Origin of the sequence: Alteromonas sp. BZK5 (assembly GCF_014349115.1) — a bacterium.
Taxonomy (GTDB): Bacteria; Pseudomonadota; Gammaproteobacteria; order Enterobacterales; family Alteromonadaceae; genus Alteromonas; species Alteromonas macleodii.
On the sequence record NZ_JACSOE010000036.1, the window covers coordinates 22,689 to 43,926 of the forward strand.

Sequence of the window (21,238 nt, forward strand, 5' to 3'; positions counted from 1 at the left end):
TGTTAACCATGATTAAGCTTCTTCTCAATATTATTTTTTGAATAAAGAATATGGCGACGCATTAGCATTTCAGCCAGTTCCTCGTCGCGATTGGCAATGGCATTTACAATGTGTCTGTGTTCATCAAAGGCGGTACTTACGCGAGGGCCAGCCATACCGAGCTGTACGCGATACATACGAACAAGATGGTAAAGCCCGTCTACAAGTACGCTGATGAGATGATCGTTTTTACTGCCGGTTACAATTCTGTAGTGAAAGTCTACATCGCCGGCTTCTTGATAATAGCTTTGACCGTCTTTTACTTTATCGAAGTGGCTATCAAGCAACGCCTGCATGTCGGCAATTTCTTCATCGCTCATGTAGCGTGCAGCCAAGCGGGCGGCCATACCCTCTAATGCTTCGCGCACTTGGTATAGCTGAATAAGGCCTTCGGGGGACAGTGCAACCACACGGGCACCCACGTTAGCTTTACGTTCCACCAAGTGACAGGTAGCGAGACGATTGATGGCTTCACGAATAACGGCGCGACTGACTTCATACTTTGTCGACAATTCCATTTCACTCAGCTTACTGCCTGCTGGAATGATACCCTCAACAATATCCTTTCTTAATTGAAAGAAAGTGCGGTCGGCATTGGTGATGGCTTGTTCGCTTTTTACTAACACTGTATAGAATCTTAAAATGACTAATGTCGACAATATATACCCATTTTGGCGTTTTTTCAACCTTAAAAGGTTTGGATTGTCGACAACGAGAGTAAGATATTAGTCTGATAGTCTTGTTTAGCGGCCTGTGTTGACAGTTGTGCAATGGTTTAATGCGATACGCAAACAGAGCCATGTGTCAGCTTACGTCTATTAGGCGAACCTTGCGCAACCATATTGATAGCTACTGCCCGGACGGAAGAGGGAATTTGGTAACGAAAGTTACATACAGAGGTTCTGAGCTAAAGAATGATTCAAGCCAATGGTGATTTGTTTAAAGTTTGTCCATCTGGTCTAGGTCTTCTTTACTTTATTCGCTTAGGTGTTGTGAAGAGATAGAGTAAATTATCTTTATGATATCTAATTGTTTTTATGGAATTTATATATACTTTTTGTTTGATGCTTAACCTAACCAATTAGTCTAATTTTGAAGTCTTATTTTAGTAAAAGTGTAATATTTTACTTTGCAAGATCGTAATCTAACGGTAACATATCGTTCCAGTCTTCAAGCCTAAATTCTTCGTACTGAATTTTAGAGGGCTGGAAAAGTAAGTTCTACTTTTAAAGCAGAGTTTCATTGAAAGTAAGTTTGTAATGTTTTATTGCGACTTACTTTTTTATTGCCTGTAATCCAGTATAAGCACAAGGTTATGTGCGCCTCTTAAATTAGTGAGTTTAGTCTTTCAAAGTTCCAAAGAAGAACTTGAAGCGGCCTAAAAATATTATTACACCTAACACTCACGCAAAGGGGTTATACCATGAAAACCAATACTGACGTGTCTAAGGCACTCGCCAGTAAGCTTTCACCTGTCGCACTAGCAGTAGCGATGACCGTTCCAGCAATTTCAAATATTGCCGTTGCCCAAGAAGCAGAAGCAACTGAAGAGCAACAATTTGAAGCCATTACCGTTACCGCAACAAAACGCCCTCAAGTTATCTATGAAGTTCCAATTGCTATTAGCGCCTTCGATGGCGACAAGTTAGCTGACCAAGGTATTACTGACCTGACTGACGTTGGTAAATTCGTTCCAAACCTAAATGTTACTGGTTTCTCTGCCGGCCACACATCGTCTGTAAACCCATTTATTCGTGGTATTGGTCTTCAAGATCACCTAATCACAACCGATCCGGGTGTGAGTGTTTATGTAGACGGTGTTTATCTGGGCCGTCAGGTTGGTCAAAACTGGAGCCTAAATAATATTGAGCGTATTGAGGTACTTCGTGGCCCTCAAGGTACGCTATATGGTCGTAACTCGATTGGTGGTGCAATTAACATCATCACAAAAGAGCCAGACCAAGGTGATGTAACCAAAATCAACACTGAATTTGGTACACGTGGTCGCGTTAAAGCTGATCTTTTTGTTAACCACGGTCTTTCAGAAACCGTAGCGTTTAACATGAACCTGTCATTTAACAAGCGCGATGGTCTTGGTGAGTTCATCAACGTGCCTAACGCCGAGTACGATGTTGGTGAGACTGAAGATGTTTCTGGCCGCGTTTCTCTTAAGTGGGAGCCATCAAATGACTTCCGCATGGTATTAACTGCAGATGCTAACAATGGTGACGGCGGTCTGCGTCCTTACACTGTGCTAATTGATGAAGTGGGTTCAGATCGCTACTTCGGTGGTCAGAATGGTGTTGGCGTACCGTTACGTAACACAGATGTGACACCTGAAGGCGCTGATATCTACGACAATGCAACAGGTACTGAAGCAGTAACTGGCGTGTCGAACGAAGCGCGTGGTCTTTCACTCACTACTGAGTGGGACATTAACGAAGACTACACTGCAAAGGTTGTTGCAAGCCAGCGTACATCTAAGTACAAAGCAGGTCTTGATGATGACGGTACAATTTACTCGTTAGATCAGTTCCCTGAGCGTGGCGAAGCCGATCAAACATCAATCGAACTTCAGCTTAACGGCTATATCAACGAATACACTGACTTTGTTGCTGGTGTTTACTACTTCAACGAAGAAGGTAGCAACCGTCAAGGTGACGACTCTAGTTTTGACGGTGGGGCTAACCTGCTAGAACTCGATCAAGAAACCACTTCAAAAGCGGTTTACGTTAACGTTCGCCGTGACTTAACTGATGAGCTTAGCCTTTCTGGTGGCCTTCGTTACACGAAAGATGAAAAAGAAGCATCAGCGAACGTATTTTCAGCACTTGGTACTATCTATGATTCAAATGATTGGGACGAAGTGACGTGGGAACTCGCCACTAACTACACATTTGAAAATGGCATGACAGGCTATGCGACAATTCAGTCTGGCTACCAGTCGGGCCAATTTCCAGCACGTCCTTACTGCTTAATTGGTGAGTTCTTTGGTGCAGGTGGCTTTGATGATATCGAAGGCGCTCAAGCGGCGGTTCGCGCAAATAACTGTTTTACGGCGTCTGACAATATTACTGCTACTAACTATGAAGTAGGTATTAAAGGTCGTGTGAATGATTACTTCGACATTAGCGTCGCAGTATTTAACACTGAGTTTGAAGATCTTCCTTACCAAGTAAGTCGCGTGAGCGAAGGTGGTTTCGACACCGCAAACCTTGTGGTAGAGCAAACATCTCGTGGTGTTGAAGCTGATGCTACGTTTACCTATGGCAACTTCAGCATGATGACCAGCGTTGGTTATATGGATGTTGATGTTGAAGAGCAAGATGGATTCAATCCTGTAGCGCCACTTACTCCAGACCTAACCCTTGCAATTGGTCCGCAGTATACCTTTGAGCTTGATGGTGGTGATTCAATTCGCGTACGTGCAGATTACTCATATCGTGCAGAAATGTATGGTGAGCCTACTTCAGCACCTGAGCGTATGACTAAACTTGATAGCCGTGAGCTTGTTAACTTCGACATCGCTTATACGCCAGCGAATGATGCGTATACTGTTGCACTTTACGGTCGCAATATTTTTGATGAGCGTTACGACAATGCACGCTTGAATACAGGTGACTACATCCTGCAAATTCTAAGCAACGACGCAAGCGAGTTTGGTGTTAGATTCTCAACTGAATTCTAATAGTTACAACGAGTTACAATTATAAAGCCAGTCTAAAAACTGGCTTTTTTTTGCTTATTTTTTCTTGTTTTATCTTCATTATTAGCATAGTTTTAAAACTGTTCTAAAAATGCCCAGCAACTATTTATGAAAGTGAAAGCACTTTACCGTATTGGTTTTCTTGTTGTTAATATGCTTTTGTCAGGGTGTACCTACACGGTGTGTTTACCCGACGATGAAGATATAAACGCGAAGAAAAACGGCAAGGTTGCAGTTGCTAAACCTGAATTTGGTAACCAATGTCGTTATAGCGGAAACGGTGAGTATGGCGCGTGCCCAACGTCAAATAGTGAAATGGTTGGAACATCGTGTTCTTGTCCAACACCTTCAGGGCAGATTATGGGAACGGTGTCGAAATAGAAGACGTGCTTTTGTAGTAAGTAGGGCCTTTCAATCATACGGAGATGGAGCGTGGGATTGTTTACCAGTTTTAAAAAATCGCGGTTAGAAAAAAAGTTTAAGAAAAACGAATGGGTAATCATTCAACCTATTCCGTTCGCTCAATTTGAACAACTTATCGTAGACCATGTAGACGGAGGTTGGGAAATAGAAGATGACTATGAAAGGCTCGCTGAAACGACCGCTAAGTGGCAGTGTGAATTACGCAAAGGTACGAGTATTTTAACCTGCGTATGGACCGCTAAACAGCAAGGTATCGTATACGGTCCCGAACGCGTGCTTACCGGCTTGTCTGAAAAGCTAAATATACCGACGTCTACAGCAATTGCTACGACGTGGTTTTAAGCCTTTATTATAGCCAACCTTTTTGTTTAGCTATGCGAGCAGCATCTACGCGGTTGGTCGCATCGAGCTTTGAAATAGCCTCTGAGAGGTAGTTTCTTACCGTACCTTCAGATAAAAACAGTGATTGAGCAATGCCTTGGGTTTTAAGCCCTTCTGAAGCAAGTTTTAGTGCGGACATTTCTTTTTGCGACAGTGGATTGTTGTCGTCAAGAGCCATGATGGCGAGCTCAGTCGAAATTACCTTTTCTCCCGCAGAGACTTTGTGAATGGCATCTATCAGGTAGTCGCTGTCAGACTCTTTCAATATAAACCCCTTAACCCCTAAACTTAATGCACGCTTGATGTAGCCTGGTTTAGAAAAGGTAGTCATTAATACCACCTTGGTATTGAGATTTTGCTTTGCAATGTGGGCGGCTAGATCTAGCCCTGAAACCAGCGGCATTTCAATATCGCTCAAAATAATGTGTGGTGCAGGGTTATCATTTAAATAATCAATGGCTTCCTTTCCATTACTGCACTTTTCAACAATGGTTAAGTCGTCTTCTAATGACAGAAGCATGGCAATGGCATCGCGAACCAGCGACTGATCTTCAACAATCAAAATAGTAGTTGGCGCTTTTGAGTTCATAGGGAAGCCTTATGTGACAAAGCTTGCTCGGCAGTAAGCTGAATCCTGACAATAGGGTGGGGAAGGAAAGAAATGTCCACATCCGCATGAATAGACGCCGCGCGTTCTCTAATTCCCATTAATCCGTTTCCTTCTTTAATTGATGCGGTGTTCTCAACTACGCCATGATCTTTATAGGTCATTTTCACGGTTTGCTCATTAACTTCAAGACCAAGGGATACCGCGTTACCGTTTGAATAGCGTAAGGTATTGGTTGTCAGCTCTTTGATAATAAGCGCAAGCTGGCTTTCTTGTTTAGCGCTTAAACGTGCTTCAGCGCCGCCTTCAATATCGGTTGTAACATTAAAGCCGTTTTCTTCTAACAGTGATTTGTCTTTTGCTATTTCATCGCTAAGAGAAAGCTGCTTGATATCTGACACTGCTTGACGGATATCACTCAGTAGCGCTTGAGAAAGCTGTGCCAGCGCTTTTACCTCGCGATGCGCGTCTTCAATCTTATCTTTGCTTATAAGTTTATCGGCCAGTTGTGCCTTTAACGAAATAGAGCTGAGTGCGTGACCCGCAACATCATGTAAGTCTCTGCCTATTCGCTCACGTTCAGCGATCGCAGACAATACTCGTAGTGCTTCGGCCTGCTGGCTCTCTTTCAGACTATGGAGCGTTTCTTTGCGCTCCATAACACCAAACCCGAATAGCACTAAGCTGTTGAGCAACGAAGCACTTAAAAGAAAATGTGCGTTATTAAATACGGTAATGTGCAGTGACACGAGTACCAGCATCATCACGCCTATGCTCATTATGCCTGTCTTGAGCGAATTGTAATAACCTACGATAAAAGCAATAAAGCCGATAATTGTTGCGCCACCAGGGTTTTGAAAGCTGCATGCTACCGAAAGTAGAAACATGAGTAGCAAATAAGTGGGCAGTGTTTTAACAGGCTGGTTTATGGCTTTAATGTAAAGAATGACAAAGCTAAGGTATCCTAGGGTTTGAAGCACCCATGTTTCGATGGGAAGAGAACGGGAAATAATAAGTGGAACAAAAAAGAACAGTGAAAAAAACAAGCTTCCGTGAGACCAGCGCTTTTTCCGTCCACTTGCCAAAAGGGGCATGTCAGGCGCGGCGCTCTCGTTTTTGACGGCAGGCACCGCGCTGTTACTATCTTGTATGCTTTTATTGCTGAGCATTGTGAGTACTTCGTCCCTACTGAAATACAACGGCAGACTTGCTAGTAATTAGCAGCGTACCAGAGATAATCAACATAATACCCAGCACGGCATAAATGTCGAAAGTTTGTTTCCAAAATACCACCGAAGCGGCGGTGATAAGTGCGATTCCCATGCCCGACCAAATGGCGTAGGCGACCCCAATTCCCATATTCTTTAAGACCATGGCAAACAGCATTCCAGATATCGCGTAGAAAAAGATAGCGCCGTACCCAAAAGCCCATTTCTCCCATCCGTTCGACATTTTAAGCAGCATGGTAGCGGTAACTTCGGTGATAACTGCAACTGCTAAAAGTAAATAAGTCATAGTGCATTCCTTTTTAATTAAAGTGAAATTAGTTAGATTTGATTGATTGAAAACGGCGTTCAAGGGTGATTAATGACACAATGTAGACAGCGACAATCACAGCCGATATTGCCTCTACCCGTGCATCGGGAAACAAGTACCAGGCGGCGACAATGCCGAAGGTTCTGGTTAGCGTGTGAAAGTAGCCTATCCAGTGTTCGATAGCCCATGATAAAGGCATCCACATCAGGCCTGCGAGAATGCCAATACTCAATGGAACGGTGGTGTGGTCGATGGCTGCAACGGGAAGCGCAATGGCAAATACCATTAGGCTCATGATCATGCCAACGAAGAAAAGACGGTCAAAACTGTTCTTTGCCGGCTTTTTGGCAAAAAATCGCTCACCGGTGAGGTAGGAAAGGCCTGCACCGAGGTAGAAGATGGCACCTGTGCCGATATACAGCAACCAGGTTATGGTTAATTCAGATACAAAGGGAGCGCTGATACCAAGTAGAGCCCAAACAACAGTGCCTGCCAGCGGCATGGCAATGAATCGGTTCTTTTTAAAATCTTCCCGCTGCTGTTCCAATGGGATGGAAGCATTTTGAACGGGAGTTATTGATGAAGCGTGAGATACTTGTTCCATGAGCTTTACCTGATGTAGTAATGTCTATAGGTAAAGTATGCCGAGGTACCTCAGATTGCGTTAGTCACAAACGTCACCAATCGCGTATGACAATTGTCATCAGTTCAATTAATGAAGCCTATTAACTAAGTCTGTCGTGCTTTTTTCGCTTTTCGTTTGTTTAACACTGAATCGCCATCTTCCTTCGACAGCATTAAGCTATCGTAAATGCTGACAAGTGCTACTGCGGCCATAAACATCATAGATAGCGTAAACGTTTGTAGGTTTGGCATATTGGCGCTTTGTCCAAGAATGAATGCTGCAGCAGCGATAGCAAGCGCAGAAAGGGTAATGCCAAGACCGCGGTTCATTTGCATTAAAATGGCGCCTAGCGTGTTTGCGTCTCGCATTTTATTGGGGGGGACGTCGGCAAAAGCAATGGTGTTTATTAGCGTTAAGTGCATTGAGCGAGTAATACCGTTAACAAATAAAATAACGGCAATAGTAAATGACGATGTGGAGTGATTTATCATCGCGAGCGCCACAAAACCAAGGGCTATGAGCACGCCGTTTATTACAAGCACGCGTTTGAAGCCGAAGGTATTCATGATCCACGTTGTCGCTGGCTTTATCGCTAAGTTTCCAGCAAACAGCCACAGCAACAGTGAGCCGGCTTCTACAGGTGAGTAACCTAATCCAAGCTGGAGCATGAGTGGCACAAGAAACGGTGCACTGCCAAGTGCGACACGCATAACAGAGCCGCCAAACACAGTAAGCCGGAAGGTTTTGTGTTGCATCGCATCGAAAGAAAATAGTGGGTTCTTGGCCGTTTTTACGTGTTTGACTGCCAATACCATGAGTACTAAGCCAATAGCGATGATGCCAAGTGGTCGAATAAGCTTGTCGCTGGTACTCGCTAAAAACTCGATCCCCGCCATAAACAGCGCAAAGCCGATACCGGTGAGCAAAAAGCCTTTAATATCGAACTTACCTACATTGCCTTTGATGTTTTTAAGGAGATACAGTGATGCGATGATAGCGATTATGCCCAGTGGAATATTCATATAAAAAATCCACTGCCAGCTGAAATGAGTGGCGATGTAACCGCCTAGCACAGGACCTAGTAGCGGTGCGCTTAACGCAGGCCAGGTTATAATGGCCACGGTTTTTACCAGCTTTTCCTTTGGCAAGTCCCGCAGAACCACTAATCTTCCCACGGGAACCATCATTGCCCCGCCTAAACCTTGAAGAATGCGAGACAAGGTAAATTCGAATAAGCTGGTACTCAGACCACAAAGCACCGAGGCAAAAGTGAATACGGCAATCGCTGCTACAAATATAGTGCGTGCGCCAAATTTATCGGCTGCGTAACCACTTAATGGAATAAAGAGTGTTACGGCTACCAAGTATGCCGATACACCAATAGATAAGTGGGCTGCCGGCACATTGAAGTCGGCAGCAATGACAGGTAACGCCGTGGTGATAACCGTGGCGTCTAAAATTTCCATAAAGAGTGCCCCTGCAACCAAAAGGGCAGTGGCGAACTCCCTATTGAACAATTTCAAAGGCTCTAACTACGCGCGCGACACCCGTAATATTACGAGCAATATCTACAGCGGCTGTGGCTTCTAAATTGGTTAACCGACCCATCAGAAATACTTCTGAATCTTGAACCACTACCTTAACTTGTAGAGCAGGCACTCGTTCGTCTGCCACAATTTTAGTACGCACTTTTGACGCTAACCACAGGTCGTTGGCTTGTGTGCCTGCACCTATCGCCTCGCCAATTCTAATTTGGTTGTGAATTTTTTTGATATAGCTTACTTCTTGGGCGCGGCGCACAGCTTCGTCAACTAAGCCTTGGTTTGGCGCTTGCCCGGTTAGCAACGCTACACCGTTATAAACATCCACTTGCAGGTTAGCCTGCTCTTTGAGCGCATCGCTTTTCGACCATTGATACGATACCGCAGCATCGGCATTTTGGTCATCAAGCTGCGTGCCCACAGTACGTCTGTCATTAGCCACTTTCGCAGCCATGGCGCCTGCAGCTCCAACGGCCACTACACACCCTTGTAATGTAAGAATTAGGGCTAATAAAGAACCCAGTAGTCCCAAATTTTTCACTTGTGTCCTCGTTATCTGTTTTACTACTCGTCGCCGTGATCGGCAGGGAATAAGCTGTCGTCAATGCATTCACATAAATTGTGAATTACCAGTAAATGAACTTCTTGAATACGCGAAGTGCGGTTTGACGGTACGCGAATTTCAACATCATGTTCACTTAAGAAGCCCGCCATTTCACCGCCGTCTTTGCCAGTAAGCGCGACAATGGTCATATCGCGAGATAATGCCGCTTCCATCGCTGCTATGACGTTACGAGAGTTACCGCTGGTTGAAATAGCCAACAGTATATCTCCGGGTTGGCCGAGCGCCCGTACTTGCTTCGCAAATATTTCTTCGAAGTTATAGTCATTCGCAATAGACGTCAGGGTTGAGGTGTCTGTGCTTAATGCGATTGCTGGTAAGCTGGGACGGTCGCGCTCGTAGCGATTGAGCATGTTGGAAGCAAAATGTTGCGCATCACCTGCAGACCCGCCATTACCACAGCTCAGTACTTTATTACCTCTAATTAAGGCTTCAACGATCATGTACGCCGCTTTCTCAATATGCTCTGGCAATATTTCCGATGCCGCTATTTTGGTTTGTATGCTCTCGGTAAAATTCGCTTTTATCTGTTCAATCATGTGTCATCTCTTTGTTTTCACCACACGGCAGACCATTTAGTGAAATTTTTTGCGCTGCATTACAGCGCCTTGATTTTTGTAATGGCCAGTATCTGAAAGTCAGAGGTTTAAACTGTGGCCTCAGCGCGAGAGAAAAACGGCCTAACGTTTATCGCTCGCGATAATCAACTCGCATTTACTATTGAAGCGTGCGAAAAAACTCAACCAGGTTTCTAGCTTCATCTTCAACCTTAAAATTTTTCACAACGTGTTCGCGTCCGGCTTTGCCCATTTCTGCGAGTTTGTCCATATCCGAAAGCAGCAAATCCATCTTTTCTGTGACAGCTTGCTGGTCTTTGGTAGGAACAATATACCCATCAACGCCTGGCCTGATGATGTCTTCCCATGCGCCCGCCTGAGTAGCTAATACCGCAGCCCCAGCACTCATGGCTTCAGGTACAGTTAATCCAAACCCTTCGTTATAGCTAAGTGCACTTACTAATGACAGTGCACTGAAGATTCTAGGAATTTGCTCAAACGGCAATTCACCGGTGAAAACAATTCGGTCAGTTAACCCGGCTTTAGAAATTTTTTCTTTAAGCTCGTTTACAAATTCTTGGTTACTCGAGGATATGGCACCTACAACTACTGCGTTCACGTCAGGGTATTTGGGCAATACTTTGATGCATGCTTCAACAAATAGATGAACGCCTTTTTGCTCTCTAACTCTGCCCAGAATACCAATGCCGTACTTGCCGCCGTAGCCTAATGCTTGCCATGCTTCTTGCTTGTTTTCTGCTGGCGTGTAGTTGTCTATTTGCACACCGTGTAGATTTATCTTGGCGGGGGGCTTATTTAGATATTTTGCAGAGCGATTACTCATTGCAATAACCGCATCCATTTTATTGCTTAACCACACCGTAGAAGCCGAACGCTTTCGCTGAGCGGCAGAGCTAAATACAAGCTTTATCTTGGCGCGAAACACGTATTTGAGGATCACACCCTGAATCATCTCGTCAACGCGACGTGCATGAAAAATTCGCCACTTACCATTACTAAGCGGGCGTCGACACATTTTGGCGACCTCCCAAAAAGTAATAGTCATTGATGGGTCTGGAACAAAATGCTTGCCCATTATCCGCAAATTAATCATATGCTTCTGTAGCGATGTTACTTGCAGCATCGTAGACGTTACGCCAGAAAAATTAGAGCTGGAGTTGCCGACTATTAGCTCTATTTCTTGGTTATCAACGCTGCTGGACGAAACCTTGTTGTTGGGATGACTCATTATTTGTGGGAACCTAAGAAACTTTCATCAAACCGATGAAGGGTTGCAAATCATAAGATAAAACAAACGGAATACGTCTGACATAAAGACATTTTCATCAATATCGGCCACGCCCATCGTTGGCGTACGCTTCTAGCCCTCTTTGGGGGACATCAGTTTAAAAGCTGGATATTGTCAGTCTTTAGCCCACGTTCTTCAACCACTGAAGGTTGTCTCCGTCTATGGCAACAACGTCTATTCGCAGAGAAGTAGACGCTGGATTTAAGCCATTATCTAACAAATAGAAATCAAACGCAGCCTGAATTCGCTGGAGCTTTTTGGCAGTCACAAACTCTAGAGCACTGCCAAACTGATTTCGTCTTCGGTATTTAACTTCAACGCACACTATGGTGCTGCCGTCTTGCATAACAATGTCGAGCTCGCCACGCCGAGTGTGGTAATTTCGGCATCGAAGAGTAAGGCCTTGTTCCATCAGATATTTACAGGCCTTGTCTTCTGCTGCACTCCCTTGCAGTGTTGACATAATTTTACTCCGAAAGCATTTGAACTTTTTCGTTACGAATAATTGCCTGAGGCTGTTTGCGTATTACTTCACCTTGTTGATTAAGGGAAAGTGTACCCGTTAACCCTTCGTATGAAAGATATTTCAGCGTGTTAAGCATGCCTAGCTGAGGCAACAACTGATAGGCATCAAAACCGAACGCAAATAAACGTTTTTGCATAGTATTTTGATTTTGCCAAGCCTGTTCAACCTCCTGCTGAAGAGGTTGCCAACTATGTGAAGGCATTAACCAAGGCATGTCGATAAAGTGTACATTCTGCAGGTCACGCCATTGGTTTTTCCCGCTGTCGTAATCCATTGAACGAGAGGTGGCATACACGGGGACTTGTTTGCCATCGTATGGGTTTAAGCTCGCTTCGATAATGGGGTTAAGCAGTTCTGTGTCTTGAGGTGAGGCAAATGCAACAATGGCATCAATATCACGCCTACTGCGAGGCATGTTGTACACTTCATCATTTGTCATGTACTCAATTTGATTGATACGCTCGTTGCTTTGCGCCACATCTAGCGCCTGTGTAATTCCCTCTCGAAGTGAATTACTGTCGTTAAACGATACCGACGTTATGTTGGCGCGCTGCTTGTTTTCCTGATTGTTGAGTATTCGCCAGTGCTTTTTAAAGGTGTCGTCCATTCGCTGGTACAGACTGCTTTGTGCGGCAATAACGATAGGCGCACGATATCCTTTATTAAAGATAAATTCAGCAAGCTGCTTTGCTTCATCTTCTGGTGCTAGCCCGTAATAATTCAGCGAGGTAGGCAAGCCTAATGAGTGGAGTTCATTTTGTGTGTCATCACCTGCGAGACCTGTACCAGAGGCAAGAGCATCATCGGCTACCGCCGGATTTGACGATCCTGTTGCCAACCCTTTAGTAGACGCATTGTCTGGCAATTCGTCAGGCCTGTTTAATGCAAGTACGTTCACACCAAGCGGCAAACTGGGAATTAAACGTTCAACAGTGTCTTTTAAAAGAGGGCCAATGATGAACTTGGTATCGCCAATTTCGCTGAGTAAATGCTGTGTATCTACTTCGTTGGTGTCGATAAAACGAAGACGAGGTAGAAGGTGTTCATCTTGGCGCTTTTCAACATCGGTGTAATAAGCCGCCATGATGCCATTTTTAACGACTTGTCCTGTGCGAGCTAACCTGCCAGAAAGTGTTAGTAAAACCGCAATATCGTTGGCGCCAGCATCGGTAAGCTGGGTTGCTTCAATTACGTTTTCAGGCAAAGCGTTTTCTAATACATGACCGCGATAAACCTGCTTAAATTGCTGTAGGCTTTTGGCTAATTTTTCCGGTGACGACGCGTTTTCTTCGGTTAGTTCGCGAAGAGTAATGAAAGGAGAAAGGTCGGGATAAGCACTGCCTACTGAATCTAGTGACGATGCAGGAATGGAGGTAATCCACTGCCAAACTTGTTGCACTTTTTCATCGTCAGTAAGATTGGTCTTTAATACGCTATTCGCTGCCGCAGCCAGGTTGCCTTGCTGCGTGAAGAGCTGGGTTTGAAGCTCCGCTTTTTGGAATGCGGTTTCGCCTGTACCGGTTACGCCATCCAACATAGCCAGCAATTCTTCTGCCGAGGCATCAGGCATTCCCGCATAGGCTTTGGTTACCAGAAGGGAGTAATAAGATTGATTTACACCTGAAATACCGTCTTCTTTTACCTCATATAGCACTTGCTGAGCCAAAACGGGCTGTTGATTTTGAAGGTACAGGTCAGCCGCTTGCAGCAACAGCGTATCGCGCTGTTCTTTGTTGCGGGTGCGCTCCCATACTTTTTTTGCTTCAAGGAGTTTGTGCTCAGGCGTGACGTTATCTTCAACCTGTGTGGTTTCAATTGGGGTAGGTTCCACTACCACAGGCTTTGACTGGGTTTTAGGTGTACTTCCACAGCCCGTTAGCACCAATACAGAAGCGACGGCTGATAGCGTAAAGATTTTTCCAGCTTGTCCAATATGACGCACAGTTTCATTCCTTTTACATCGTTATAGGCCAAGTTTATCTTAACCAGTGTGAAAATCTACGCTTGCCAGCATAATCTGGACTAATGGCGTGATACACTTATCGCATATTCTTCAAAATTAACGTAAGACTTAATCACTGTTATGACAGACACCGCCACCTTATATATTGTTCCAACACCTATTGGTAATTTAGACGACATAAGTGCCAGAGCAATACGCGTATTAAGTGAAGTAAGCTGGATCGCTGCCGAGGACACCCGTCACAGCGCTCGACTCTTACAGCACTTTAGCATTGGAACGAAAACTCTTTCTCTGCACGAGCATAACGAAGATAAGCGCACAGCAATGCTTTGTGAGCGTTTAAAGGGCGGCGAGTCGGTAGCATTAATAAGTGATGCTGGAACGCCGTTAATCAGCGACCCGGGCTTTGTTTTGGTACGCAAGTGCCGTGAGCAAGGTATTCCGGTTAGCGCTCTGCCGGGCCCATGTGCTGCAATTACAGCATTAAGTGCTTCGGGACTGCCAACAGACAAGTTTATATTTGAAGGATTCCTACCGGTTAAAGTGCAGGCACGTGAAAGCGTGTTGTCAGCGCTAATAGATAGAACGTTCACCACTGTTTACTATGAAGCGCCACGTCGAATTTTAGACACCGTTACTGATATACAGCGCGTTTTAGGCGAACGCCAGATTGTGGTAGCGAAAGAGCTATCCAAAACCTTCGAAACCTACGTGAGTGGCAGCGCGCAAGATGTAATTGATTATCTCAATGCGGATGTTGCGCACCAGAAAGGCGAATTCGTCGTCATGATTGGCCCTGCGAAGGTAAGTGACCAGGCGATACCCAGTGAGGCAATGTCGTTGCTAAGTGTATTGTGTGAGCACATGCCGCTTAAAAAGGCCGCGGCGGTGGTCGCCACTCACTATGACTTGAAAAAGAATGCGCTTTATCAAGCTGGGCTAGACGCAAAAGCGTAAACACGTTGTTGATCTTAAGGGCCTTAGAATAAATACAAAGGAGTGTAATTCACGTCAACTGCCCAGTTCAAAAAGGACTGAGGTTTATGGAGGCTCATATGACAAAAACACTCAAAATCACCATGTCAGAAGGAAAATGGTTAGTTGATATATTTTCTCAAGCTAACGACTCAGGTGTTTACGACTTAATCCACCCTAATACCTTTGCGGAAGTTTCTCTTAATGAAGGCGAAATGTACGGCTTTCGTTATAGCCTGCATGGAAAAGCAGGAACGTCATTTAAAATTGAGTTAGATGACGAAGTGCTTGCTGAAGGTGAGATCGACAAATCTGAGGCGGCGTCGGGAAGTGGGGTTGTATAGTCACTGACCCCATCGCGCCGCCATAAAAATCAATGCGCGATGAATTTCTACGTTGTTTACTTGAATGCTAAGGCCTCGCTCTGACCTGAAATCAATTCAGTTTTTCCTTTTTCAGGAAATAATGTGAGCGAATTAACGTTTTGTGGGTCTTAGTTAACAAAGAAAAAGAAAAAATTTCGTAAAAGAATAGTTTTTATTGGTATTATTTCAATATGCCTTTTGCATTCTTTTTCTTTGTAAATTCATTTTCTTATATTCAACGGCATTATCATGTTTCAGCATTTCATATTAACGCGCTTTAATCTTCGAAAAAAAGGTTGGGATGAAACCAAATCTCAATCCAAAGTTTTAACTGATAGCTGGATGGAAAACAGATTGAAGCTGTTTGAGCAGTACTGTTATTCGTCTATAAAATCTCAAACGGTAAAAAACTTTGAATGGCTAGTATTTTTCGATACGAATACACCAGAAATTTATCGCGAAAAAATAAACGAGCTAGCTTCAAAATTCTCCAATTTTATCCCTATTTACGCAGACGGAATGGAAAACTTTTACCCGTCTATAAAAAAAGAAATAGCGTCCAGATTAACAGCCCCCTTTCTTATTACGACGAGGCTTGATAACGATGATAGCCTTCACCAAGACTTCGTTAAAGAAGTACAGAGTCAATTTTCAGAGCAATCTTTTATGGCAATTGACTTTGTTGATGGATATACGCTGCAGGTAGCGCCTCGTGTAAGGCTAGGCCTGCACTCACATGTGCATAATCCGTTTATGAGTTTAATTGAAAAAAGTAAAGATTTTAAAACCATCTGGTGTCAAGAAAGGCACGGATATTGGAGTGGTGTAAAAGAACTGACGCCTGTCAGAGGAAAGCGAATGTGGATGTCGATTATTCATTTTGAAAACAAGGTGAATGAATATAAAGGTTATGGAAATGTTCCAAAAGAAAGGGTTGAAGATTTTAATTTACACCCTGCTGCCCTTGAAGACGTTATTGCAAACGTTGAAGATCCCAAAATCAGTAGAAAAAGCGCGCTAAAGCATAAAATTAAGACAAATTGGAAGGTGAATTTTAAGCTGATGAAGAGGGCGTTATTTTCTTAAGTAGTTATCTAAAACTACTTAGTGTTCGCATCAGTCTACTCTGGTGACTATTAACTCATATTTGGGTTTAATATTTACCTGAGAAAAATGAGGGGTTCATTGATTAAGGTGAACCAGATAGTAGGGAATTTACTGTGTGAGCCGTGCAAATTAGCAAGCTGTTTGTTTAATCAAACAGCTTGCCCGTAAAAAGGCTCATTAACAATTAGCCAATTACAAAAAAGCTAATTAAGACAAACGACCTTTAAAGTCTTCGTAGCTGAATTCGCGAACCAGCTCAAAGTCGCCGTTAGAACGCAGAATACCGATAGCAGGATGTTCTACACCGTTGAAGAAGGTGGTTTTTACCATGGTGTAATGCATCATGTCCTCAAACTGTAATCGATCGCCGGCCTTAAGCGGCGCATCGAATGAGTAGGTATCAATGACATCGCCAGCAAGGCACGAATTGCCACCTAGCTTCACATTATATGCTTTTTCACTAGGCATACCCGCGCCCAAAATTGTAGGGCGATAAGGCATTTCCAACACATCTGGCATATGTGCAGTAGCTGAAATGTCTAGAATAGCGATATCACCGTCATTTTCTACCATATCAACCACTTCGCAAATTAATGGCCCTGTCTGCCATGCTACCGCAGACCCTGGCTCAAGAATTACGTCTAGGTGTGGGTAACGGGCTTTAAAGTCTTTTAGTGTGTTGATGAGGTGCTCAACATCATACCCTTCACGGGTCATCAGGTGCCCGCCACCTAGGTTTAACCACTTTAATTGACCAAGCCATTTGCCAAAACGCTTTTCAATGGCTTCAAGGGTGCGTGCAGTAGCAAAAGAATCACACTCACAAAGGTTGTGGCAGTGAAAACCTTCAATACCCGATAAGTCTACGCCTTCTAGCTCACTAGCACGTATGCCTAAGCGAGAACCTGGTGCAGCTGGGTCGTACAGTGGCGTATCTGCTTCTTGATGCTCAGGGTTTATGCGAAGGCCTAACGACACGCCTGCTAGCACGTCTTTATGCGCGTTCCACTGGGTCAAACTATTAAAGGACAGGTGATTAACAAGACCCGCCAATTCCTTTGCGTCATTAACCTTGTACGCAGGAGAATATGCGTGAACTTCTTTACCCATCTCTGCAGCAAGTTTCGCTTCCCAAACCGAACTGGCCGTTGCTCCGTGCAAGTACTGTTTGATGATGTCGAAGCAAGACCACATAGAAAAGCCTTTAAGCGCCAAGATAATACGCGCGCCAGATTCGTCTTGAACCCGTTTCATCAGCTCAAGGTTTTTAATTAATTTTGCTTCTTCCAGCACGTAGCAAGGAGAGGGAATATCAGTACGTTGAGTTAAATCGGTCAATGGGATAAAGCTCCAAAAAATAAAACGGCTTTCAACATTTATCAAACGCCTAATGTATTACATTACAGGTCGTAGCTCAAAACTACTCTGTATCCTACATTCCAGTAATTTGATCTAGATTTAAATAGTGGCGTTAATAAAAAAGGGCGCTTGAATTAAGCGCCCCGATATTTCAATTATTTAGTGAAAGGGCTACCTTCACATTCGAGTACGTGCCATGGCAGACCGTGCTCGTTAAGCATATCCATGAATGGGTCTGGATCGAATTGTTCCATGTTCCATACACCTGCTTCTTTCCATGTGCCGTTAAGCATAAGCGCTGCGCCAATCATCGCAGGAACACCTGTGGTGTAAGATACTGCTTGCGCGCCTACCTCTTCGTTACATTTCGCGTGGTCACAGTTGTTATAGATAAAGATAGTTTTTTCTTTGCCATCTTTAATACCTGTGATGTAAGTGCCAATGCACGTCATACCGCTATAACCTTCAGCAAGTGAGCCTGGGTTAGGAAGTACTGCTTTCAAGAACTCTAGTGGTACAATCTTCTGGCCTTGGAATTCAACTGGCTCAATGCTAGTCATACCAATACCTTCAAGTACACGCAGGTGGTTAAGGTAAGCATCGCCAAAGGTCATCCAGAAGCGTGCACGCTTAAGGGTAGGGAAATGCTTAACAATAGACTCTAGCTCTTCGTGGAACATCAGGTAAGATGCGCGAACACCAATGTTTTGATAGTCCAGATCTTCACGTACGCTTAACGGATCGGTTTCTTTCCACTCGCCGTTTTCCCAATAGCGACCGCGTTGGGTAATCTCACGAATGTTGATTTCAGGGTTGAAGTTAGTCGCGAAAGCCTGGCCGTGATCGCCGCCATTACAGTCTACGATATCAAGATAGTGGATTTCGTCGAAGTAATGCTTAGCTGCATATGCTGTGTAAACGTTAGTTACACCTGGATCAAAGCCACTGCCAAGAAGGGCCATAATGCCCGCGTCTTTAAACTTGTCTTGGTAAGCCCACTGCCACGAGTATTCAAACTTCGCTTCGTCTTTAGGCTCGTAATTGGCGGTGTCTAGGTAATCAGTATTAGTTGCAAGACATGCATCCATGATTGGAAGGTCTTGATATGGCAACGCAAGGTTGATTACTAGGTCTGGCTTTACTTCGTTGATAAGTGCTTCCACTTCTTTTGCGTTGTCGGCATCAACAGCGAAAACACCCTTAACGCGATCTGCACCTACTTCTTGCTGTAGCGCTTCACACTTAGATACCGTGCGGCTTGCTAAGTAAATTTCGTCGAAATGTTGCGGTAAACGTGCACATTTTTTCACAGTTACCGACGCAACACCGCCAGCACCAATAATTAAAACGCGAGACATAATAACTAATCCCTAATTTTGCTAATGAATTTTGGGCTGAATGCTAGCAGACCAATGGGATTTGGCAAGCAAAGACAGCCCATGACAGACAAAAAATTTTAATCGTAACAACGAATGTAAAAGGTATTGCACACCTACTAGCGGCCTACCTTTCAAAGCCCTCATTATTGACCGTTTATGGTTCACGCCGAGATACGTCGTTCAATAAAAGTTTGAGCTAATACGAAAGCAGACACGTTTTTAAAATTAATAACGTATCTGCAATTCTGCTCGGTTTAAAATATAAAGTCGCTCGAGTTTCAGCGGGTAACCGTATCAATTGGTGGCGATATGACTACCTTATCATCAACTTTGTAATAAGGGTAAAGAATCAAACGCTCTTCATGATTTGATGTAGCAGTGGCTATGGCAATGGCGTCGAGGGTTTTACTGTCTTGGGTATTAACTGCCGCAGCATAAACCAATACGCTGTAGCTGTTTGTGTCGGTGGTGGTATCGATAATTCGCCACTGAAGCTGCTCGATAAGCTGTGACTCTCGCTTTTGACCTTGTGTTTCGTCGTTGAAAATACAACCTACTCGGCCGTTTTCATAGATGGCCGCAAAGGGGTAAAACACATCGCATACGGGTAACATAAGCTCACATAAGCTTAGTGACTTCGACACGAGTACGTTTAATGGCGTTGGCAATGTAACTGGACGGTCGATCATAGCGCATCTCCTGTGAGTTAGCGTTGCTGGACACTTGCTAATACCTACGCTTACTACGTCACATTAGTTTAATATTCACCATTGCGATAGCTAAACATTACCATTTCATACTAAAAGATTAAGAGACTAACCTAGGGCCTTTTGACCTTTGTTGTACATTTTTGCAGCGGTCTGTGTGCCATCTAGACAAGGCGAATGTTTTTTATCGGTTGTTTTTCAACGCGACTTATTAGTTCAGCGATGAGGAAGTGGACTTTAGCTTTAAGGCGCTAAAAGTTGTTTTTGGTATTTCAGTGGTGTTGTTGAGTACCACTTTTTAAAGGCGTGGGTAAATGATGATTGCTCCTGAAACCCCAATAAATCTGCGGTATCAGCGATGGAGTGATGTTTCAGTAATTCGTTTAAGCGAGCTTTGCGCTCATTATTGAGAATTTGTTGAAAGCTGGTGCCACTTTGCTTCAATTTTCGCTGTAAGGTGCGCGGACTGATAAAAAGTGCATTGGCTACGCGTTGCTGATCGCAGCCTTTTAAGGTTGGATTGGCTTTTAAAAGCGCAACGACTCTGTGACTTATGTCTTCATGCTGATTGTCGGTGAACTGGCTATTGGCAAATTGAACACGGTCGCCGCCTTTGCTCGCCATTAGTTCTTCTTCGGTCACTTTTACGAGCGCACTAAACATCGCTTTGTTCTCGCTGGTAAATGGAATATGTAAAAGGTGCTGAGGAAAAATAATGGCGTTGGTGTTGGCGTTATCAACCACCTCACAATTGAACCACATCGCTAGCATGGCTTTTTCCGAATCGCTCAAAGGAAACGTAAAGGTGACGGCATTCAGTTTACAGGCAGAACCTAATATCTTGTAGACAGTTGCTACCCAGGCTGTGGTGTTGCGCAATACCATCTGCTTGCAATCGGCGCTTTTGGGTACCCACTCAACGCGGGTATTGTCAGGTTCGAAAAACACGCTAGTGGTGCCAATGTCAGCGACTAAAGCGTCAAAGCGGGTTAGCGCATTAATGGCTTGAGCTAAGTTTTCGCAACTTTCAACAAGATAACCCAGTACTCCGTAATCTTTCGCCTGAATATGTTTACCCAACTCAAAACCAAATAGCGAATTGTTGGTTAATGCGACCCCTTGGTTTAACAGCTCAACGTATACATTCATATCAACACGTGAAGAGCCAGACAGTGAGTCATGCTTTTGGGTAGTTAACGAAACATTGTCGGCATTAACGCCTAAGCTAACTAAATAGCTCACCGTACTTTGGATATAGGCTGAGGAAACTGATGGCATATGCTTGTCGCAAAATAACAAAAACACTGTCGCATTAACGCAAGATAAAATAGAAATGTCAATTTATGCTAGGGCCTGTTGACCTTTGGTGTACGAATTTTGGTCTAAATGGAAGCCTTTTAATCGCGAAACATTCCTGCAAGCCTAGCGGGCTAAGTTAAAGGACTGTGACAAAGAGTAAAAGGCTTCCATAACGACCCCTTCGGGCAGCGCCTTTGTGCCATCTATACTGC

General features: G+C 44.1%; 21 protein-coding genes. 6 read left to right on the plus strand and 15 right to left on the minus strand.

The window, feature by feature from the left end; genetic code table 11:
• Positions 1 to 2 precede the first annotated feature (2 nt).
• Positions 3 to 665 carry a GntR family transcriptional regulator gene (locus BIZ39_RS11855; RefSeq protein WP_014977261.1) on the minus strand — a complete coding sequence of 221 codons (663 nt, stop codon included), beginning with the start codon at positions 663 to 665 and terminating at the stop codon, positions 3 to 5.
• A gap of 797 nt (positions 666 to 1,462) precedes the next feature.
• Here BIZ39_RS11855 and BIZ39_RS11860 point away from each other — a divergent pair.
• From BIZ39_RS11860 to BIZ39_RS11870, 3 genes are all read left to right on the plus strand, one after another.
• Positions 1,463 to 3,727: a TonB-dependent receptor gene (locus BIZ39_RS11860; RefSeq protein ID WP_014950531.1), complete on the plus strand. Its 2,265-nt coding sequence runs from the start codon at positions 1,463 to 1,465 to the stop codon at positions 3,725 to 3,727.
• A 126-nt stretch (positions 3,728 to 3,853) separates the two neighbouring features.
• Positions 3,854 to 4,126, plus strand: a complete 273-nt coding sequence (locus tag BIZ39_RS11865) for a hypothetical protein (protein ID WP_187447061.1) — start codon at positions 3,854 to 3,856, stop codon at positions 4,124 to 4,126.
• A gap of 51 nt (positions 4,127 to 4,177) precedes the next feature.
• Positions 4,178 to 4,510, plus strand: coding sequence for a hypothetical protein (locus BIZ39_RS11870; RefSeq protein ID WP_014950529.1), 333 nt, complete (start codon positions 4,178 to 4,180; stop codon positions 4,508 to 4,510).
• 7 nt (positions 4,511 to 4,517) lie between these two features.
• On the opposite strand, the gene BIZ39_RS11875 is transcribed toward BIZ39_RS11870, so the two are convergent.
• The 10 genes from BIZ39_RS11875 to BIZ39_RS11920 all read right to left on the minus strand — a co-directional run bounded on the left by BIZ39_RS11875 (position 4,518) and on the right by BIZ39_RS11920 (position 13,814).
• On the minus strand, positions 4,518 to 5,138 hold the full coding sequence (locus tag BIZ39_RS11875; RefSeq protein WP_014950528.1) for a DNA-binding response regulator: 621 nt from the start codon (positions 5,136 to 5,138) through the stop codon (positions 4,518 to 4,520).
• A complete protein-coding gene (locus BIZ39_RS11880) occupies positions 5,135 to 6,325 on the minus strand; it encodes a sensor histidine kinase (protein WP_187447062.1) in 1,191 nt (396 codons plus the stop codon). Before BIZ39_RS11880 ends, BIZ39_RS11875 begins: the two co-directional genes overlap by 4 nt.
• 16 nt (positions 6,326 to 6,341) lie before the next feature.
• Positions 6,342 to 6,671 (minus strand): DMT family transporter, encoded by a 330-nt coding sequence (locus BIZ39_RS11885; protein ID WP_014950526.1) that lies wholly within the window; start codon positions 6,669 to 6,671, stop codon positions 6,342 to 6,344.
• Positions 6,672 to 6,699: 28 nt separating this feature from the next.
• Complete coding sequence (locus BIZ39_RS11890; RefSeq protein ID WP_014977258.1) at positions 6,700 to 7,296, minus strand: DUF7010 family protein; 597 nt, start codon at positions 7,294 to 7,296, stop codon at positions 6,700 to 6,702.
• Positions 7,297 to 7,421: 125 nt separating this feature from the next.
• Positions 7,422 to 8,804 (minus strand): MFS transporter, encoded by a 1,383-nt coding sequence (locus BIZ39_RS11895; protein ID WP_332306399.1) that lies wholly within the window; start codon positions 8,802 to 8,804, stop codon positions 7,422 to 7,424.
• 19 nt (positions 8,805 to 8,823) lie between these two features.
• The gene (locus BIZ39_RS11900) at positions 8,824 to 9,399 is read right to left on the minus strand and encodes a BON domain-containing protein (RefSeq protein WP_014950523.1); all 576 of its coding nucleotides are present in this window, start codon (positions 9,397 to 9,399) and stop codon (positions 8,824 to 8,826) included.
• 23 nt (positions 9,400 to 9,422) lie between these two features.
• Entirely contained in the window at positions 9,423 to 10,019 is a 597-nt protein-coding gene (locus BIZ39_RS11905; protein ID WP_014950522.1) for a phosphoheptose isomerase, read from the minus strand.
• Positions 10,020 to 10,197: 178 nt separating this feature from the next.
• The gene (locus BIZ39_RS11910) at positions 10,198 to 11,286 is read right to left on the minus strand and encodes a glycosyltransferase family 4 protein (protein WP_014977256.1); all 1,089 of its coding nucleotides are present in this window, start codon (positions 11,284 to 11,286) and stop codon (positions 10,198 to 10,200) included.
• 181 nt (positions 11,287 to 11,467) lie between these two features.
• Entirely contained in the window at positions 11,468 to 11,809 is a 342-nt protein-coding gene (locus BIZ39_RS11915; RefSeq protein ID WP_014977255.1) for a YraN family protein, read from the minus strand.
• A 4-nt stretch (positions 11,810 to 11,813) separates the two neighbouring features.
• Positions 11,814 to 13,814 carry a penicillin-binding protein activator gene (locus BIZ39_RS11920; protein WP_187447063.1) on the minus strand — a complete coding sequence of 667 codons (2,001 nt, stop codon included), beginning with the start codon at positions 13,812 to 13,814 and terminating at the stop codon, positions 11,814 to 11,816.
• Between the two features lie 141 nt (positions 13,815 to 13,955).
• Here BIZ39_RS11920 and rsmI point away from each other — a divergent pair, with 141 nt between their 5' ends.
• From rsmI to BIZ39_RS11935, 3 genes are all read left to right on the plus strand, one after another.
• Complete coding sequence (gene rsmI / locus BIZ39_RS11925; RefSeq protein ID WP_014950518.1) at positions 13,956 to 14,792, plus strand: 16S rRNA (cytidine(1402)-2'-O)-methyltransferase; 837 nt, start codon at positions 13,956 to 13,958, stop codon at positions 14,790 to 14,792.
• A 98-nt stretch (positions 14,793 to 14,890) separates the two neighbouring features.
• Positions 14,891 to 15,154: a hypothetical protein gene (locus BIZ39_RS11930; protein WP_014950517.1), complete on the plus strand. Its 264-nt coding sequence runs from the start codon at positions 14,891 to 14,893 to the stop codon at positions 15,152 to 15,154.
• Between the two features lie 270 nt (positions 15,155 to 15,424).
• Complete coding sequence (locus BIZ39_RS11935) at positions 15,425 to 16,261, plus strand: glycosyltransferase (protein ID WP_187447064.1); 837 nt, start codon at positions 15,425 to 15,427, stop codon at positions 16,259 to 16,261.
• 228 nt (positions 16,262 to 16,489) lie between these two features.
• On the opposite strand, the gene nspC is transcribed toward BIZ39_RS11935, so the two are convergent.
• The 4 genes from nspC to BIZ39_RS11955 form a co-directional block, all read right to left on the minus strand.
• Positions 16,490 to 17,620 carry a carboxynorspermidine decarboxylase gene (nspC, locus tag BIZ39_RS11940; protein WP_187447065.1) on the minus strand — a complete coding sequence of 377 codons (1,131 nt, stop codon included), beginning with the start codon at positions 17,618 to 17,620 and terminating at the stop codon, positions 16,490 to 16,492.
• A gap of 176 nt (positions 17,621 to 17,796) precedes the next feature.
• Positions 17,797 to 18,999 carry a saccharopine dehydrogenase family protein gene (locus BIZ39_RS11945; protein ID WP_014950514.1) on the minus strand — a complete coding sequence of 401 codons (1,203 nt, stop codon included), beginning with the start codon at positions 18,997 to 18,999 and terminating at the stop codon, positions 17,797 to 17,799.
• Between the two features lie 299 nt (positions 19,000 to 19,298).
• Positions 19,299 to 19,709, minus strand: coding sequence for a hypothetical protein (locus tag BIZ39_RS11950; RefSeq protein ID WP_187447066.1), 411 nt, complete (start codon positions 19,707 to 19,709; stop codon positions 19,299 to 19,301).
• A 261-nt stretch (positions 19,710 to 19,970) separates the two neighbouring features.
• Positions 19,971 to 21,005, minus strand: a complete 1,035-nt coding sequence (locus BIZ39_RS11955) for an AraC family transcriptional regulator (protein ID WP_222936566.1) — start codon at positions 21,003 to 21,005, stop codon at positions 19,971 to 19,973.
• Between the last annotated feature and the right edge of the window lie 233 nt (positions 21,006 to 21,238).

Excerpts from the sequence above, each read along its gene's own strand:
- BIZ39_RS11860 (WP_014950531.1), top strand. The coding sequence starts at position 1,463 with ATGAAAACCAATACTGACGTGTCTAAGGCACTCGCCAGTAAGCTTTCA.
- BIZ39_RS11865 (WP_187447061.1), top strand. The coding sequence starts at position 3,854 with ATGAAAGTGAAAGCACTTTACCGTATTGGTTTTCTTGTTGTTAATATG.
- BIZ39_RS11875 (WP_014950528.1), bottom strand. The coding sequence starts at position 5,138 with ATGAACTCAAAAGCGCCAACTACTATTTTGATTGTTGAAGATCAGTCG.
- BIZ39_RS11880 (WP_187447062.1), bottom strand. The coding sequence starts at position 6,325 with ATGCTCAGCAATAAAAGCATACAAGATAGTAACAGCGCGGTGCCTGCC.
- BIZ39_RS11885 (WP_014950526.1), bottom strand. The coding sequence starts at position 6,671 with ATGACTTATTTACTTTTAGCAGTTGCAGTTATCACCGAAGTTACCGCT.
- BIZ39_RS11890 (WP_014977258.1), bottom strand. The coding sequence starts at position 7,296 with ATGGAACAAGTATCTCACGCTTCATCAATAACTCCCGTTCAAAATGCT.
- BIZ39_RS11905 (WP_014950522.1), bottom strand. The coding sequence starts at position 10,019 with ATGATTGAACAGATAAAAGCGAATTTTACCGAGAGCATACAAACCAAA.
- BIZ39_RS11910 (WP_014977256.1), bottom strand. The coding sequence starts at position 11,286 with ATGAGTCATCCCAACAACAAGGTTTCGTCCAGCAGCGTTGATAACCAA.
- BIZ39_RS11915 (WP_014977255.1), bottom strand. The coding sequence starts at position 11,809 with ATGTCAACACTGCAAGGGAGTGCAGCAGAAGACAAGGCCTGTAAATAT.
- rsmI (WP_014950518.1), top strand. The coding sequence starts at position 13,956 with ATGACAGACACCGCCACCTTATATATTGTTCCAACACCTATTGGTAAT.
- BIZ39_RS11930 (WP_014950517.1), top strand. The coding sequence starts at position 14,891 with ATGACAAAAACACTCAAAATCACCATGTCAGAAGGAAAATGGTTAGTT.
- BIZ39_RS11935 (WP_187447064.1), top strand. The coding sequence starts at position 15,425 with ATGTTTCAGCATTTCATATTAACGCGCTTTAATCTTCGAAAAAAAGGT.
- BIZ39_RS11945 (WP_014950514.1), bottom strand. The coding sequence starts at position 18,999 with ATGTCTCGCGTTTTAATTATTGGTGCTGGCGGTGTTGCGTCGGTAACT.
- BIZ39_RS11950 (WP_187447066.1), bottom strand. The coding sequence starts at position 19,709 with ATGATCGACCGTCCAGTTACATTGCCAACGCCATTAAACGTACTCGTG.
- BIZ39_RS11955 (WP_222936566.1), bottom strand. The coding sequence starts at position 21,005 with ATGCCATCAGTTTCCTCAGCCTATATCCAAAGTACGGTGAGCTATTTA.